The 17,376-nt window shown below is 44.0% G+C and carries 17 protein-coding genes; 10 read left to right on the plus strand and 7 right to left on the minus strand.

Annotated features, from left to right (window positions below; translation table 11 throughout):
- Nucleotides 1-35 precede the first annotated feature (35 nt).
- From ACT3TH_RS03180 to ACT3TH_RS03210, 7 genes are all read left to right on the plus strand, one after another.
- Nucleotides 36-1,136 (plus strand): ABC transporter permease, encoded by a 1,101-nt coding sequence (locus tag ACT3TH_RS03180; protein ID WP_444754406.1) that lies wholly within the window; start codon nt 36-38, stop codon nt 1,134-1,136.
- A gap of 74 nt (nt 1,137-1,210) precedes the next feature.
- Nucleotides 1,211-2,260 (plus strand): iron chelate uptake ABC transporter family permease subunit, encoded by a 1,050-nt coding sequence (locus ACT3TH_RS03185; protein ID WP_444754407.1) that lies wholly within the window; start codon nt 1,211-1,213, stop codon nt 2,258-2,260.
- 248 nt (nt 2,261-2,508) lie between these two features.
- On the plus strand, nt 2,509-3,267 hold the full coding sequence (locus tag ACT3TH_RS03190; RefSeq protein ID WP_444754408.1) for an iron ABC transporter ATP-binding protein: 759 nt from the start codon (nt 2,509-2,511) through the stop codon (nt 3,265-3,267).
- Between the two features lie 256 nt (nt 3,268-3,523).
- Nucleotides 3,524-3,799, plus strand: a complete 276-nt coding sequence (locus ACT3TH_RS03195; protein ID WP_444754409.1) for a Trp family transcriptional regulator — start codon at nt 3,524-3,526, stop codon at nt 3,797-3,799.
- Between the two features lie 46 nt (nt 3,800-3,845).
- The gene (locus tag ACT3TH_RS03200) at nt 3,846-5,258 is read left to right on the plus strand and encodes an anthranilate synthase component I family protein (protein WP_444754410.1); all 1,413 of its coding nucleotides are present in this window, start codon (nt 3,846-3,848) and stop codon (nt 5,256-5,258) included.
- A gap of 33 nt (nt 5,259-5,291) precedes the next feature.
- The gene (locus ACT3TH_RS03205) at nt 5,292-5,939 is read left to right on the plus strand and encodes an anthranilate synthase component II (protein WP_444754411.1); all 648 of its coding nucleotides are present in this window, start codon (nt 5,292-5,294) and stop codon (nt 5,937-5,939) included.
- 4 nt (nt 5,940-5,943) lie between these two features.
- Nucleotides 5,944-6,690, plus strand: a complete 747-nt coding sequence (locus tag ACT3TH_RS03210) for a lysozyme inhibitor LprI family protein (RefSeq protein WP_444754412.1) — start codon at nt 5,944-5,946, stop codon at nt 6,688-6,690.
- 353 nt (nt 6,691-7,043) lie between these two features.
- Here ACT3TH_RS03210 and ACT3TH_RS03215 read toward each other — a convergent pair whose 3' ends face one another.
- A complete protein-coding gene (locus ACT3TH_RS03215; RefSeq protein ID WP_444754413.1) occupies nt 7,044-7,406 on the minus strand; it encodes a 5-carboxymethyl-2-hydroxymuconate Delta-isomerase in 363 nt (120 codons plus the stop codon).
- A gap of 49 nt (nt 7,407-7,455) precedes the next feature.
- Complete coding sequence (locus tag ACT3TH_RS03220; protein WP_444754414.1) at nt 7,456-8,334, minus strand: DMT family transporter; 879 nt, start codon at nt 8,332-8,334, stop codon at nt 7,456-7,458.
- A 349-nt stretch (nt 8,335-8,683) separates the two neighbouring features.
- On the opposite strand from ACT3TH_RS03220, the gene ACT3TH_RS03225 reads away from it, so the two are divergent.
- Nucleotides 8,684-9,559 (plus strand): LysR substrate-binding domain-containing protein, encoded by an 876-nt coding sequence (locus ACT3TH_RS03225; RefSeq protein ID WP_444754415.1) that lies wholly within the window; start codon nt 8,684-8,686, stop codon nt 9,557-9,559.
- A 190-nt stretch (nt 9,560-9,749) separates the two neighbouring features.
- Here ACT3TH_RS03225 and ACT3TH_RS03230 read toward each other — a convergent pair whose 3' ends face one another.
- The 5 genes from ACT3TH_RS03230 to ACT3TH_RS03250 form a co-directional block, all read right to left on the minus strand.
- Complete coding sequence (locus tag ACT3TH_RS03230; RefSeq protein WP_444754416.1) at nt 9,750-9,947, minus strand: hypothetical protein; 198 nt, start codon at nt 9,945-9,947, stop codon at nt 9,750-9,752.
- Nucleotides 9,948-10,353: 406 nt separating this feature from the next.
- Nucleotides 10,354-11,100: an amino acid ABC transporter ATP-binding protein gene (locus tag ACT3TH_RS03235; RefSeq protein WP_444754417.1), complete on the minus strand. Its 747-nt coding sequence runs from the start codon at nt 11,098-11,100 to the stop codon at nt 10,354-10,356.
- Between the two features lie 160 nt (nt 11,101-11,260).
- Entirely contained in the window at nt 11,261-11,989 is a 729-nt protein-coding gene (locus ACT3TH_RS03240) for an amino acid ABC transporter permease (RefSeq protein ID WP_444754418.1), read from the minus strand.
- Nucleotides 11,990-12,003: 14 nt separating this feature from the next.
- On the minus strand, nt 12,004-12,840 hold the full coding sequence (locus ACT3TH_RS03245) for an amino acid ABC transporter substrate-binding protein (RefSeq protein WP_444754419.1): 837 nt from the start codon (nt 12,838-12,840) through the stop codon (nt 12,004-12,006).
- 312 nt (nt 12,841-13,152) lie between these two features.
- Nucleotides 13,153-13,908, minus strand: a complete 756-nt coding sequence (locus ACT3TH_RS03250) for a UTRA domain-containing protein (RefSeq protein ID WP_444754420.1) — start codon at nt 13,906-13,908, stop codon at nt 13,153-13,155.
- Between the two features lie 263 nt (nt 13,909-14,171).
- Between ACT3TH_RS03250 and hutU the strand changes: the two genes are divergently transcribed.
- Nucleotides 14,172-15,887, plus strand: coding sequence for a urocanate hydratase (gene hutU, locus ACT3TH_RS03255; protein WP_444754703.1), 1,716 nt, complete (start codon nt 14,172-14,174; stop codon nt 15,885-15,887).
- 32 nt (nt 15,888-15,919) lie between these two features.
- Nucleotides 15,920-17,281, plus strand: a complete 1,362-nt coding sequence (locus ACT3TH_RS03260; RefSeq protein ID WP_444754421.1) for a YjiH family protein — start codon at nt 15,920-15,922, stop codon at nt 17,279-17,281.
- Nucleotides 17,282-17,376 lie beyond the last annotated feature (95 nt).

Raw genomic sequence — 17,376 nt, forward strand, 5'->3', positions numbered from 1 at the left:
ATTATAATCTCTCATTTTTTAAGCCAGTAGTCACTATGTCGTTATTTCCACATCGTGCTCATACCAGCGTTAAGACCAGCCCTTCTTTACCAGAGACCTCGTCAAGCTGGCAAAAGGGGGCTGCTGAAGGCTTGAGTCCTAAACATCGACGTGCAGCCATACCGCCGTGGGTAATTAACACGGGTAGCCTCATTATTATGGGGCTTTTGGTGTTATTGAGCCTATCAATTGGTGTGGCAGATTTTTCGTGGTCAGGTATTTTTCAAAGCCTAATCAGTCAAAGCGCCAACTCAGACAGCTCCTTACTGCTGGTCAGTCGCATACCGCGTACCATTGCTATTATCTTGACGGGTATCGCTATGGCAGTGGCTGGGATGATCATCCAAGTTGTACTAAAAAATCGCTTCGTTGAACCATCCATGGTGGGTGCGACCCAAAGCGCAGCGCTCGGACTATTGGTCGTCAGTCTGCTCTTCCCTGCCAGCGCCCTCATCGTAAAAATGGGCGTGGCAACTATTGCAGCTGTGGTTGGCATGATGATATTCATGACGCTCATCCACCGCATTCCGCCCACTGATTTTCTGATGATTCCACTCATTGGTATTGTCTTTGGCGGTATTATTGAGGCAGCGACTACCTTTATTGCTTATCAAACTGAGACGTTACAGATGCTCAGCGTTTGGCAGTTTGGGGATTTTTCAGGTGTGTTAGCAGGTCGTTATGAGCTGCTCTGGCTAACAGGAGGTCTATGCGTCCTTGCTTATATCATTGCTGATAAGCTGACCATTGTCGGTCTGGGTGATAACATCGCGCTCAACTTGGGTATTAGCAAACGACAAGTAACGTGGCTTGGTGTCGGCATGGTAGCGATGATGAGCGCGGTGGTCGTGGTAACGGTTGGTATGATTCCCTTTATCGGATTGGTCGTGCCCAACATCGTCAGCCGACTAATGGGCGATAAGTTGCGTCGTAGTTTGCCAGCAGTTGCGTTATTAGGGGCGTCGGCAGTACTACTGTGCGATATTATTGGACGCTCTATTCGTTATCCATTTGAAGTGCCTGTTGCTACTGTTTTTGGGGTGGTTGGCACTGTACTGTTTTTATGGCTGTTACTGCGCACGCCTGCCGATCAATAAACCCTTGTTACTTATTTTTTAATACCACTGTCCTTTTGTCTGATTAGATAAGCTTGACACTATAGGATTTGCCCATGTTTTCATCGTCTACGCCTCGCTCTGTAGAAAAAAGCGCCGCGGAAAATGGTAACGACGCTTCTGCCACTTGGCAGAAACACCTCGCTCAATTTTGGGCATTAATAACCAATCATCCAAAATCTGTCGCAGCCCTCATATTAGCGGTTGCGATGGTGTTGTTTTTGACACTCAACGTTAATGGGTATTGGGATTTTGCCCTACCCTTGCGCGGCAAAAAACTGCTCGCCTTGATGGTGGTTGGCTATGCTATTGGCGTATCGACCTTACTGTTTCAAACCTTGACACACAATCCCATTTTGACGCCTTCTTTGTTGGGCTTTGACTCATTATATGTGTTGCTACAAAGCTTACTGGTCTTCTTTTTGGGCGCGATAAGTTTTACTAGCATCAATCCCATCGCCAAATTTATGCTTGAGATTTTTCTCATGTTTGGCGCGTCATTATTGTTATTTCAATTGTTGTTTTCAAAAAGCAGTCAAGATTTGACACGGCTAATTTTGGTAGGCGTTATCTTTGGCGTATTGTTTCGCAGTCTATCGGCTTTGATCGCAAGACTGATTAATCCCGATGATTTTGTGGTCATACAATCTGCTAGCTACGCCCAGTTTAATACGGTCAATCCGCAACTGCTTGGCATCAGCTTCGTCATTTGTGTGATTAGTGGCTTGTTTATTTGGCGCTGGCGTTATCAATGCGATGTGTTAATGCTAGGTAAAGCACAAGCTGTCAATCTTGGTATCAACTATCAACGCCTAGCGTTTGGATTGCTCACCGTCATTGCGGTATTGGTCGCTACTGCTACCGCACTCGTCGGGCCTGTGACCTTTTTTGGATTGTTGGTTTGCGCCTTAACCAATCGTATTACTCGTAATATGTATCACAGTGAGCGATTGATACTGGTCAGCTTGGTGGCGATGATTTGTTTAGTGCTCGGTCAGACGGTATTTGAGCAAATTCTGGGCATGGCAGGCGTACTATCAGTCGTCATTGAATTGGCAGGCGGCTTAGTATTTTTACTATTAATTTTTATGACTAAGTATCGTTAAAAGTAGCGTTTTTAGAAATACAGTCGGTCCAGTGTAAAAGAGAATCAGCGCGACTCGAATAAATTTTACGAGGTCTCTGTCAGCGTAGGCACAGCAAGCAAGAAAAATTTGTACCAGTTGTGCACTATCATTTTAGGTATCCATTTTATTTAATATCGTCTATAACGTTTTTAAAAACAGCGCCGCCAATACTAACTAACACCTTATCAAACTAAGACCCTTTAACATTCGCAAAAGCAAGAACCACTATGATTAAAATAGATAATATCTCGTACCATATTGGCAAACAGCAAATCCTAGATGACGTGAGCCTGTCTTTACCAAGCGCTCAAGTTATTGCTCTGATTGGCCCCAATGGCGCGGGCAAATCCACCTTGTTTTCAGTCATGTCACGCTTGCAACCGCTACAATCAGGAAAAGTGTGCTTTGGTGAGCATGATATTGCCAGCTGTCATGCAAGGACATTATCTAAAACCGTCGCCATGCTCGGACAGGACAACCAAGTACAAGGTCGACTGCGCGTGCATGAGCTGCTGATGTTTGGGCGCTATCCTTATCATCAAGGGCAACCAACGGCAAGCGATCAACAAAAAGTACAGGAAATCATCGAGCGCTTCGAGCTTGAGCCTTTAGCCAATCGGTTTTTGTCTACTTTGTCGGGTGGACAACGCCAACGTGTGTTGATTGCAATGATTGTTTGCCAAGACACGCCTTATTTATTGCTCGATGAGCCATTGAACAATTTGGACATGTACCATGCTGGACGCCTGATGCGTGAGCTACGTGAAGTGAGCCATAGCCAACAAAAAACCGTCGTAATTGTCCTACATGATATCAATCAAGCCGCACAGTTTGCTGATACAGTCGTCACTATGAAATCAGGGCAAGTTACGGCGGTTGGCAAACCCGCCGACGTTCTGACTAAAGAAACCATGAAAAAATTATACAACGTCGATGTCACTGTCCTGAACCATCAAGGTCGTCCAGTGATTGTCGATACAGTTTGAAGGCAGATTATTAAGTAGCACTTCTATTTTAAAGGCTTTTATCAGGTAGCATTTACTTTGCCTAATAGAAGCCTTATCCGCATTAGTATAATTTTCAATTGATTGCTTGTCATTGACGATTTTAAGATCACGCAGCATCGATAAGATATCCGTAAATATCAATCCAAAACTTACTTCCCCTTGTCTTTTATGTACTACTGTACTAGAATACTGAAACAAGATAATCTCTTTTTTTATTTTATTAAGATCAAATATTATGAGCACTGACCCCTATCGCAGTTTATTGAAACATCTAGCCAGTTGTAGTGACAATGATGATATTGAAGGGTTATTGAATGCCCTATTGACTGATAAAGAGCAATATGAGATTGCCAATCGCATTCGTATTTTTGACTTGCTTGAGCGCGGCGCTACTCAACGTGATATATCTGAACAGTTAGGCGTCGGTATTGCGACCGTCTCGCGAGGGGCCAAAGCCATTCAAAGTCATGATATTAGCGCCTTACTAGCGACGCATAGACAAAGTTCTTAATGCACCGAATACCTCTCTTACCCACTTGAACCATTTTGGATTTACTATGACCGACTCTACACTCACGCAACCTGAGCTTATTGACATTCCCAGTAAGCCGCAGCGCATAAAACTGACGCAAGACATTGACTTTTTTGCACTATTCAAACGTATTGAGCGTGAATTTGATACTTGTTACTTGCTCGAATCTTTGGGCGAAGACAGTCACATCTCACGCCATCATGCCATTGGTTTCGATCCTATTATGACCATTGCTGCATTGGATCGCACCACGCTTGCCATCACCGATAATAAAACGTCTGAAACCGTGCACTATCAAACTAACAACCCTTATGAGCTGCTACGTAAGATTACCCCGCAACATGTAATTGCCCGCGATCAAAGTGGCGGCCTTGTCGGCTACTTAGGGTATGACTGTGTGAATTTCTTTGAGCCCAGTCTCAATGCTAAGGCGAGCGAAGATTTTGAACCGTTTAAGTTTGGCGTGTATTTGGATGGTCTGACACTCGATAAAATGACGGGTGAGATTTTCTATTTTTATTATCCTACTGCGCAGCAAGACAACCGTATAGAACAGATTAAACGCTTGCTTGAAGCACAGATACCCAGCTATGAGCCGCCCACCGTTGAATTTTTGGGTGATGGCATGAGTGAAGAAGACCATGCCAAAGCGGTCATGCAAGTAAAAGAAGATATCGTCTCTGGTCGTATTTTTCAGTGTGAAGTGGGTTTTAAATCTAAGTACCATATCGCTGGCGATAAGATGCCCATTTATGAGAAACTGCGCGCCGTTAATCCATCGCCGCACATGTACTTTATGAAGTTTAGCCAGCAATGCATTATTGGTGCGTCTCCTGAGCTGTTGTTTCGCTTGCGTCAGGGTGAGATGGAAACCTATCCCCTAGCAGGCACTGCCAAGCGCGGCGTCGATGTGGTCGAAGATCGTAAACTTGCCCGCGCCTTGCTTAACGATGCCAAAGAGATTGCTGAACACAATATGCTCGTTGACTTGCATCGCAATGATATCGGCCGTGTGGCGCAATTTGGTACGGTAAAAGTGCGCAGTCTGATGGACATCAAGCGCTTCTCTCATGTACAGCATATCTCTTCTGAAATCGTTGGTATCCTACATCCGAATGAAGATATGTTCAGCGCGCTTGCCAGCAACTTCCCAGCAGGCACCCTATCAGGCGCGCCAAAGATTGAAGCCATCAAAGTAATTAATGAGCTGGAACCAGACGGTCGCGGCGCTTATGGCGGTGCATTGGGATCTTTTAATTTTAATGGCGATTGCATCTTTGCGATTCCTATTCGCAGCCTATTTATCAATGGTGAGTCCGCCTACGCACAGACTTGCGGTGGCAACGTCTATGACTCCAATCCAGCAGATGAGTATTTAGAAATCCAGCGTAAACTGTCAGCGATGAAAGTAGTCTTAGACAGCTTTATGACGCCATAACTTGAGCCTATTTTATTAAAGAGTTTATAAATCATGAATGTTTTAATTATCGACAACTACGACTCGTTTACCTTTAATCTCTACCAATATATTGGTGAGATTTTGCAAACCATGGATGACAGTCAAGCAGCAAACGTCATCGTCAAACGCAATAATGAGATTACTCTAGCTGATGTACAGGCGATGAATCTTGACCGAATCATCATCTCGCCCGGTCCGGGTGCACCAGACGATCCTGCTTATTTCGGGGTTTGTAGCGAAGTGATTGAAGTCATGGGAAAAACAACGCCGCTATTGGGCGTCTGCCTAGGAATGCAGGGCATTGCGCATGTGTTCGGCGGCGATGTGGTACGTGCCAGCGTTCCGATGCATGGTAAGGTTTCGTCGATTCGTCACGACAACGCAGGCGTCTATCAAGGATTGCCCCAAGAGCTTGAGATCATGCGCTATCACTCATTGATGGTGCAAGCAAATACCCTGCCAGATTGCTTAGCCGTCACAGCTGTCGTCACTAATGATAACCATAGCGAGTTTAGCTTAGCTGAGTCGGCGCTAGCAGGTGATGAGATCATGGGATTACAGCACAAGGAATACCCGATTCAGGGCGTACAGTTTCACCCAGAGTCTTTTGCGACTGAGGGTGCTAAGCGCTTGCTCAAGAACTTCTTACAGCAGGTGTAAACCCATGATACGTGCCTTTTGCCAATATAGGTTGCGCTTATTAAAACAGACTGGCGTTAGTGTCAGTCTCTTATTAGCCGCGTCTTTTAGTACAGCAGTAGTCCCTACAGAGACTAACTTTGTATTAGGAATGGACGTACAAGGACAACGCCTGAACCTTTATGAAGACTGCGAAGAAGGCAGCGTGACTTGTGACAATATGCTACTGGTCGCGCCAGATTTACAGCGCTTGTGGCACATAAAGCCATACGATAAGAGTATCGATAAGTCACCCTATAGCGTCAAGCTTTACTCTGCCAAGACCAAGCATAGCTTATGCAAAGATGGCGTGACCCCATGTGGATTTCAAGGTTATCAATTTGAAGATAACGGTATCAAAGGCTTTATAAACCCTATAGAAAAGAAGATACATGCAGGCAATGAGTGGACACTAGATGGCAGTTCCGTCACGTATAAGGAAAACTCGACCTATCTACCACTAACATCACAAGCGGCTCTTATTGATAGTAAATATGCGACTTCTGATAAGGCGTTGAATAAAAGCTATCAAGTAACGCGAAATGAAGTCAGACGGTTACACGGTGAGCATATGGAGGCTGACTTAAAGCAAGAACAGATTCAGTGGCTAAAACAGCGCTCAAAAGACTGCGGTGCCAATGCGCAGCATCAACCAAGAACGCAAGCCGAAAAAGTCTGCTTTATTCAGAAAAATGACAGCCGAGAACCTGACTACTTTTTATGGATTGATTGAGACGTATCATCTTTTTGAGAATAGGCTCATGTTAAATATGAACTTAATGACTATAAAATCGATATCCTGAATCATTGCACTCAAGCTGTCTGATTGGATCCTTCCATATTAATTTCTACAGTTATTCAGCATAGCTCATCGCCTAATATCTCGCTTTCAAAAAAACAAAAGAATGATATCTATGGCATATTCCCAATTTCAAAATTGGTAATAAACATAATACAAATTGCAGTCAAACGAGATAAACAGTATTGAGCTATTAATCAGACATTCAGACGTTTTTGCCCCATCTATATATTATCGTTTGGATTAAGGACATACCTTAGATAGTATTTTTCTGAGATGAAGTTTCATTATTTTTTATGATAAACCCCGCTGCCGTTCTCTACTTCTACACATATTTGCAAGTCGACTCGTTCAGATTGTTTCTCACTTAACGCCACTTCTATGGTGGTTACCAGCAGTTCTGACAACTGATTACGAATGTCCAAACTACGGCCTGTCATTATTTTTAGATTTGCATAAATAAAGCCGTTTGTTTGCTCTTCATCTTCAAGGCCCACTAAAAACGTATCGATAGGTATCATACGGGATTTAATATCTGTGGGCTTACCAAAATGTCCACTCTCCCAGAGCACCTTGTTCAAAGATTTAAGTAGTGATTCTTTATGAGTAATGCTGACATTCGGTGTCGCTTGAATGGTTAAATGCGGCATAAATATATCCTTTTAAGTATGAATGAGAAGTACGTCTAAAAAATATAACCTAAACTGAAGCCTTTTTGCCAGTTTGGATCAATAGAACGCCACTAAGGATCAATATTAAGGCTATGATCTCTAAACTGGTGATATTCTCTCCAATTATGACACCAATGATAACAGCAACGATTGGCGCAATATAAGTAGCACCAGCAGCCTTCACAGAACCTAACTTTTCAATAATAAAATAATAGATGAGATAAGCTGCGCCTGTTCCTAATACACCAAGTCCAAGTACTGTTCCCCACATTGCCTTCGTGCTTGTTGCTATCTTAGTAATACCCTCAAAATCAATCAGTACTGACAGCGTTATAACGGCTATACCCGTCTGCCAAGTTGCCAACGCAAGTGGTGGTAGTTTCAAAGGAGATAAAAAACGACGTGCATATACAAATGATGCACCGACGCTCAGAGATCCTGCTAACATCCATAATACGCCTATGAGAGAAATACCCATTGCCCCTTGCCAAGGTCGGGCGCTTAATGCAATACCAGCAAACCCTAACAAAACGCCTAGAGCCATTTGCTTAGTTGGTCGCTCTTCAGGCAAGAATAACGCAGCACCTAAAAAAGTAAAAATGGGAATTGAACCGCTCAGTAATCCTGCGATACTACTGGGTAATAATGCAGTGCCTGCAACAAACCCATAGTAATAAAAGGAAGTTGCGAGCACTGACATCACTATAAAATGTGGTATGTGAGGCAGTTGTTTACGAGTAATGACCTTACTACGCCATGCGATTAGTGCCAACGGCAAAAAACCAAATAATACTCGTAAAAACACAGTTTGAGCTGGAGAGATTAATTCTGTAGCCCACTTCATAAAAATGAAATTTGACCCCCAAATCACACCCAGTAAAATGAGCGCTGCATATACTCTAAACATAAAAGCCACCTTAAAAATTCGAAAGCTATCTAAGTAGCTAGACGGCGATTTGCCTCACTTGTGAGGTAGAACAAACCCTCATCAATAGGTAGCAAGCATAGAACCAATATGACCTAAGCCGCATTTGGCCCATAAATGAGAGTATGGCTGTAAGACAACTATGTTGAAGAAGTTTATGAGCTGGAATAGCACCTGTGTTTGATCTACTGCTGTAACAGGAATAAGTTTTTCTACAGTCACTCTCTACTTCATTAGCTATCATTTATTCATTATAGCTAATGAATGTGAATGCCTTGCATGATATTAAAAGGTGTTAGACTATAGAAAATCTATTGTGTGAGGGATTACTATGTCACGTCATTCTCGTTCTCTGCCACCGCTAAATGCCTTACGTGCATTTGAAACTGCTGGTCGTAGGCTAAGTTTTCGTGCAGCAGCTGATGAGCTCTTTGTGACCCAAGGAGCAGTTGCTCAGCAAGTTCGCATATTAGAAGAATATATTGGTTTTTCCTTATTTCAGAGGCTACCTAGAGGCGTTGCACTTACCAATAAAGGAAGCGTATATTTTGCAGAAATCACACAGGCTTTTGACACTATAAACCAGGCAACAGTACAACTACTTAAAGAGCCTGAAACTGTCACCATTAGCGTGACACCTGCGTTTGCAACTAAAATCTTGTTGCCTCAACTATCTGTCTTAACGACCGCAGTTCCTGATATTGATTTGCGCATGGTAGCGACTGAATCCATTGCAGACTTTGATCGTGATCAGGTGGATATTGCTGTGCGTTTCACTCATCCACCATTCCCTATGTCGTTTGAGACGCAGCTATTGTTTAAACAAAAACTTGTGCCAGTTGCCAGCCCTTATCTTATCGGTGACATAACACTTCCTATGTCACTTAAGTACTTGCGTGATATGCCACTATTGCACGACTCGCACAATCATTGGCCACGCTTCTTTGGGATCACAGGTAAATTACCGGGCGCAGTATTTAACCAAACTGCGCTCGCTTTAGATGCTGCTTTGGCTGGTCAAGGAGTTGCGATTGCCTGTCAGGCTTTTGTACAAGCAGACTTATCGGCGGGTCGATTGATTCAAGTTAGTGAGTCGGATTTAATCGTAGAACCAGATTATTATCTTGTCCGAAAACGAGTGACTGCATCTAGGAAGAATGTGGATGCGGTATGGGATTGGTGTATTGAAAACTTAGTCACTACCTAAATCTCTTAGCTCTATTTAAAATAATTCTCCATTCAGCTTTGGTATAGAAACGTAGCTTGTGACTATTTAGGTTATACTCATTTTTTCTCGATAATTACTTTAAAATATTTGATTTGGTATTCTTTTATGTCAATTGTGTCTGATGTCAGCATGCTTTTTAGAACACCACCGGATTATTTTATAAATAATTTTAAGTTGACCGTAACTTATATTGCTTAACTAACCACTGAATCAAGGTAGCTAATGTTAATGCTGCTAATATCGCACAGATAGCCAATAGATCAATACGGATAGGAGCAATCATATCCTCTGTTAATCGTTGGCTAATAAAGTAATAAGGTATGGACAGCAACCATGCCCCTAAAGTAACCATTTGTAGCTTAGTCATATGCTTAATTCCCTATTAAAATTATAGTAGTGTATCAGAAAGTACGCTGAGGGATTAGAAGAGGAGTGACAGCCAAAGGTTCAAGTCCTCACTAAGGAACCACACTTGTTCCCGCAAGGAATGTTATGGTAAATGGAGTTAGATTTGAAAGAGCCATTTGCTTGAGTGCTAAAAAATACATACGTTTCGGACAACTAAAAATTGCATGAAACCATAGACGTAAAGCAATGTAGTAGCTCGCTAGTATTGCATATTTACTATATGGACAGACAAGAAACACTGTAAATACCGGGAGTGCACAGGAGTATTTTATCTTATACTCTAGCCGTCAAACTCAAATGATAGACATAAAAAAAGCCCTGAATGGGCTTTATTTTTACAGCTGTGCACGTTACAACGACATAAGCTACTTCTGATCGATACGCTGCAAAAATGCTTGCGTACGTGGATGGCGCGAGTCTTCAAACAACTGCTTAGCACTGCCTTCTTCAACCACCACACCATCTTCAATTAAGACTACGTGATCAGCGACATCGCGAGCAAAGTTTATCTCGTGAGTCACAACGACCATTGTCCAACCTTCAGAGGCCAGCTGCTTCATGGCTTCAAGAACGTCTTGCACCAGCTCCGGATCAAGCGCGGACGTTGGCTCATCAAACAATAGTAATGACGGCTCAATAGCAAGTGCACGGGCGATACCAACGCGTTGCTGCTGGCCACCAGACAACTGGAAAGGATACAGATCAGCTTTGTCCGACAGTCCCACTTTGTCCAGTAACACAAGTGCCCGCTCGCGTGCTTGCGCTTTACTTTGTCCTTGTACGACGGTAGGCCCAAGCATCAAGTTTTCAAGCGCGGTTTTATGGGGAAACAAGTTGTAAGACTGAAAAACCATACCCGACTTACGTTGGAGTGCCAACAAAGTATTTTTCTTAGGCTTGGTCGCAAAATCAACAGTCAAGCTGCCATCATCAAAGGCAATGACGCCTTTATCAGGAATCTCCAGCGCATTAAGACAACGTAAAAAAGTGGTTTTACCTGATCCTGAAGGCCCTAATATGACGACTACCTTGCCTTTATTAATGGTCAAGTCGATGCCTTTCAACACCTCGTTTTTACCGAAGGCTTTATGAATATTAGTGACTTTGATCATGAAAATTCCTATTGTACTGATGTCTGTTTTATTACTATAGTCAGTCCTGAATAAAACAAAGACAAACCTTATAACGCGCTAGTAGCAATGTAGTTTTTATAGTGGATCGAATATAGCAGCAATACGTGGTGAAAAATGCGCTCACAGTGTCTACAAGCTGTTATCTCGCCACATAACGATCAAGTCTTGTCTCCAACCTGCCTTGAATAAAGGTCAAGAACAGACAAATACCCCAATAAATAATCGCCGCTTCCGTATAAACCAGCATAAATTCATAGTTACGTGCCGTAATAATTTGCGCTTGTTTAAATAGCTCCGTCACCAAGACCAATGAGGCCAAAGAGGTGTCTTTTACCAAACTGATAAAGGTATTGGATAAAGGCGGTACGGATACTCGAAGCGCTTGCGGCAAAATGACATGGCGAAACGTTTGTAAGTATGTCAGTCCAACCGTTGAGCCTGCTTCCCACTGCCCCTTCGGAATTGATAAGATTGAAGCCCGTACCGTCTCTGACGCATAAGCGCCAATATTGAGCGAAAAAGCAATGATGGCTGAGGGAAAGGGATCAAGCTTGACCCCAACACTTGGCAATCCATAAAAGATAATAAACAGCTGGACCAGCATCGGTGTTCCGCGAATGGCAGACACATAAACACGGGCAAGCCGATAAATAATCTCATGGAACCAGCCAGCACGCGGCACAATACGAATCAGTGCAACTGTCAACGCAATGATGATACCAATCGTAAATGAGATCAACGCCAGCGGTATTGAATAGTAGATACCGCCCTTTAGCATTGGCCAAAAAGACGAGATAACAATCTGCGCCCGATCAGGACTCATAAATGGCAATAATGCCAATAATTCAGCTAACCACGACACTGACATTATAGATCCTAGCATTATTTTTGTTGACTTATATCGGCACCAAAGAACTCTTCACTAAGTTTGGTGAGCGTACCATCGGCCTGTAGCGCAGCCATCGCTTCATTCAGCTTTGCTACAACAGCGTCATCGCCTTTGATTAGCACCAAACCTGAACCAGTTTGTTCACTCGCAGGCGCAGTCAGTTTAATCTCAAGCCCTGAATCTGGGAATTTTTTTAGATAATCCAATACCGCCAGATTGTCATTCATCGTAAAGTCAGCGCGGCCTTGTTTGACCAATTGAATCGCTTGTGCCATACCATCCACAGGGACGATCTCTGCGCCGTAGCGTTCTGCCAACTCACCATAATTACTGCTGAGCGACTGAGCGGTACGTAGACCTTTTAGGTTATCCCAAGAACTATAACGGTTGTCATCAGTTGGTGCCAAAGCAACCGCACCTGACCAGCTATAGGCAGTGGTTTTGTCATACTTTGCTTGACGCTCAGGAGTCGTTAAGCTGACTTGGTTGGCAACCATATCAAAACGTTTTGAGTCCAAACCTGCCAGCATCGCATCCCATTGAGTTTCTTTAAATTCAACGTCAACGCCTAATTTATCAGCAACCGCACGCGTGACTTCAACATCATAACCTGTGAGCTTACCGCTCTCATCATGATAAGTGAACGGTGGGTAAGTGCCTTCTGTACCGACATTGATGGTGCCACCATTATTGATGCGTTGCAGCAAATCAGAACCGCCTGTTGCAGCGTTGTCCGTCGCTGTGGTATCAGCGTCATTGGTAGTAGACTGACCACATGCGGCAAGTAGGACTGTACTAGCGGCAAGGGCTAAGAGAGTACGACGTTTCATAGGACGTCCTTATAAGGGTAAATGAATGAATCGAGACTGTTATATCAATACCATAATGCCAGCAAATAAGCTAAAACTAGCACAGACAGATATTACAATAAAATACCTGCTGTGCATTATATTTTGCTTTGGCTGCCCGATTTGAGGATACTCAGCATATTTTTCAATACTGTTTCTATGTTATTTTAAACTTTTAGACAGTTTTATGGCAAATCTTGATTGTACTGTTGCTTTGTCAATGGCAGCAAAGCCACATAGTAGCGCACTTTAGAAAGAATAAACGTACAAAAACAGTGAGCATACGCAAGGTTATTATAGTTCACCCGAAAATTGATAACGATCCCCTGCGTGCCACATTTTGACAAAGGTCACTACCTGACCTGCCGAGTAGGTTTGACGACACAATACTAGGGTTGGCGACTGGGGTGCAACTTGTAAAAACTCCGCAATCTTATTTGGTGCTGCGAGTGCGCGAATGGTATAACTGCCGCGCTCTAGCGGGCTTTTTGCAATTAAATAATCACTGGTATTGACCACACTAAAGTCTTGCTCGATGAACTTGGGAACTTTTTTGGCATCAACCCAGCGCTCTTCAAATTGTATCGGCTCACCGTCAGCAAAGTGGATAATCTTTACCTCGTATAAAACAGGCACTTCCATGTTGCTATCGACACCATCAGTCTGTTTCGAATCAGAGTCCCCATCAATATCAAATTTACGCCGCAGCTCATCATCAAGCATATCTGCCGTAACAGCGCGTTTGCTCACTACCTCCGCTTGGTAATCACGATTGGCTGATTTTAAATCTTGCGCAATATTACGCACTTCCACAAAGGTATGATTAAACTGCTGCTGGGCGACAAACGTCCCTGATCCTTGCCTGCGCTCTAATACCCGCTCCTCGCTCAATTCTTTTAAAGCGCGGTTGACCGTCATACGAGAGACACCAAACTCTGCTGCCAATGCCAGTTCTGTTGAGATCGCCTTACCCGCCTGCCATTTGCCGGAATGGATATTGTCCAGTATTGCATTTTTAATCCGCTGATATGCCGGAATTGCTTTTGTCATATCTGTCTTTAACCGTCAGTTTCACTAATGAGAATAGCGTCATAATATCATGACAATCACGTTAGGCCTTATTCAGATCACTCTATCATTTATGCTCATTCCATCAATAATTTACCCATTTATAAAAAACTGCTTGCATGAAAAAATAATCTTTGATAATTTGTATATACAACTTCTGAATATCTCAAATAATTTCACTAGAAAACTGCATAAATAATACTGCCTCAATAACATAGGGAATGATCATGACTACCGATAATGGAATGAGTAAAGCCGCAAAAGTCGAAAACAACAAATTTACCCGCCGTGACGAGAGTCGCAATATTGCGGCCTCCACTGGCAGCACGTTGAATTGTAAGAGCTGGCTCACCGAAGCGCCTTATCGCATGCTACAAAACAACCTACATCCTGACGTCGCCGAAAACCCAAAAAGTCTCGTGGTTTATGGCGGTATCGGACGCGCTGCGCGTAACTGGGAAAGCTACGATCAAATCTTGGCATCTCTTAAAGAATTAGAAGACGATGAAACCTTATTGGTGCAGTCTGGTAAACCCGTTGGCGTCTTTCAAACTCATGAAAACGCACCGCGTGTGTTGATTGCCAACTCAAACCTTGTACCGCGCTGGGCAACGTGGGAGCATTTTAATGAGCTTGATCGCAAAGACTTGTTTATGTACGGTCAAATGACGGCGGGTAGCTGGATTTATATCGGCACACAAGGCATCGTACAAGGCACGTATGAAACCTTTGTCGAAGCGGGTCGTCAGCACTATGATGGTAGCTGGGAAGGACGTTGGATTTTGACCGCGGGACTTGGCGGTATGGGCGGCGCACAGCCACTCGCCGCAACTTTTGCTGGCGCAACTTCTCTAAACATCGAATGCCAACAGTCTAGTATCGATTTTCGTTTGCGTACGGGTTACGTCGATAAGCAAGCGGATGATCTCGATCATGCTTATGAGCTAATTAAGCAGCATACCGCAGCGGGTGAAGCGGTCTCAATCGCTCTACTTGGTAATGCCGCAGACATTTTGCCTGAGATGGTCAAGCGTGCGCGTGCAGGCGAAATAAAGCCTGATTTGGTTACCGATCAGACCTCAGCCCATGACTTAATCAACGGCTATCTACCAAGTGGCTGGACGGTTGAAGAATGGAAAGCTGCCCAAGAAGATCCAGAGCAACACGCAGCACTTACCAAAGCGGCGGCTGCTTCCTGTGCCGTCCATGTGCAAGCGATGCTGGATCTTCAAGACATGGACATTCCAACGACCGATTATGGCAATAATATCCGTCAGGTTGCATTTGATGAAGGCGTCAAAGATGCCTTTAATTTCCCCGGTTTTGTCCCCGCTTATATTCGTCCTCTATTTTGCCAAGGCAAAGGCCCATTCCGTTGGGTAGCACTGTCAGGCGATCCAGAAGACATTTATAAGACGGATCAAAAGATTAAGGAATTGTTCCCTGAAAACCAACACATTCATCGCTGGCTTGACATGGCAAAAGATCGCATTCAGTTCCAAGGTTTGCCAGCGCGAATCTGCTGGTTGGGTCTGGGTGAACGTGACAAAGCAGGCTTGGCATTTAATGAAATGGTCAAAAATGGCGAGCTTAAAGGCCCTATCGTCATTGGCCGTGACCATCTGGATACTGGCTCCGTTGCCAGTCCAAACCGCGAAACCGAAAGTATGAAAGATGGCTCAGACGCCGTGTCTGATTGGGCACTATTAAACGGTATGCTCAATGTCGCAGGCGGTGCCACTTGGGTATCACTTCATCATGGCGGCGGCGTTGGCATGGGTTACTCGCAGCACTCTGGCATGGTCATCGTCGCTGATGGAACGGATGCGGCAGCCAAACGCTTAGCACGCGTATTGGTCAATGACTGCGGTTCAGGTGTCATGCGCCATGCGGATGCAGGTTATGAATTAGCGATCAAAACAGCCAAAGACTATGGTCTAAACCTACCGATGATTAAATAGCGTACTTGGACCATTTTATCAAGGAGGATAATATGAATGAACAAAATGGGGCTTCCCACCTCAACGATGCGGCAGCGATGCCACCAGAAAAGCTGTTGTCCAAACCTGTAGCGCTGATACAGCTGATTGTGTTTAGTACCATCGGATTGGTAATGTTCTTTATCCCTTTTACCATCGGTGAGAAAAGCACTATTTTGTTCGATCATGGCGCAACCTACTTGGTCAATCAACAGCATACGTTGTCTGTCACCTTGTTATTTATGCTCATGATTTTTGGGGTGAGCAAACCATTCATAGATGGCTCATGGCGCAAGAACCTGACCCATAAAATTTTGACCGCTTTTAAAGTACTGGGATTGGTTTTGGCCGTGATGTATATCACAGGTACAGCCCCGGCCTTTATGATGGAAACGGACATGTTGCCGTTTTTGTTTGAAAAACTGGCTTTACCAGTCGGTATGATCGTACCGCTTGGGGCATTGATTTTAGCGTTTTTGGTCGGTTTTGGTTTGCTTGAGATGGTAGGTGTACTAATGCAACCTATTATGAAACCCATCTGGAAAACACCTGGTGCATCAGCCATTGATGCCGTCGCTTCTTTTGTAGGCAGCTACTCGATTGGCTTGCTCATCACCAATCGCGTGTATCTGCAAAAGCAATACTCGGCGCGTGAAGCTATTATTATTGCGACGGGATTTTCTACTGTATCTGCCGCATTTATGGTGATTGTGGCAAAAACGCTCGGTTTAATGGAATTTTGGAATCTGTTTTTTTGGTCGACGCTGGTGATTACTTTTATCGTCACTGCCATTACTGCTCGTATTCCACCGATCAGTCTGTTTGATAACGAAGTTGACCGCCCAACCCTTGATTACGAACGTGGTAAACGCTTGGCGGCAGCGTTTGATTTGGGTTTGTCCACGTCCAGACGAGCAACCGACCTCAAACATATTTTGTGGTCAAACTTTCGTGACGGTCTTATCATGGCAGCAGCAATTGTCCCTTCCATTATCGCTGTGGGATTGACCGGATTATTATTGGCAAAATATACGCCAGTGTTCGATGCCCTAGGACTACTCCTCTACCCATTTACATGGTTGGGCGGTTTACCAGAGCCACTTGTCGCAGCCAAAGGAATGTCAGCAGGATTGGCTGAGATGTTCTTGCCAGCGCTGTTGCTGAGTGAGGCGGATATGTTGACCCGCTATGTCGCAGGCGTGATATCCATTAGCAGTGTGCTGTTTTTTTCTGCCATGATTCCTTGCGTGCTAGCGACCGAAATCCCCATCTCTGTTGGTAAAATGGTCATTATTTGGTTTGAGCGCGTGGTACTTAGTATTTTACTGGCAGCCGCATTTGGGCAACTGGCCTTATATATGAATTGGATTGGATGATATGACTCGAATTAAATAACAGCAGTCGGTTTAGACGAAATGAATCGTTTTGTCAGACCAAAACCCCGTTACTGCAAACGATGTATAAAAATACA

This window comes from Psychrobacter sp. AOP22-C1-C5, from assembly GCF_052378885.1.
Taxonomy (GTDB): Bacteria; Pseudomonadota; Gammaproteobacteria; order Pseudomonadales; family Moraxellaceae; genus Psychrobacter.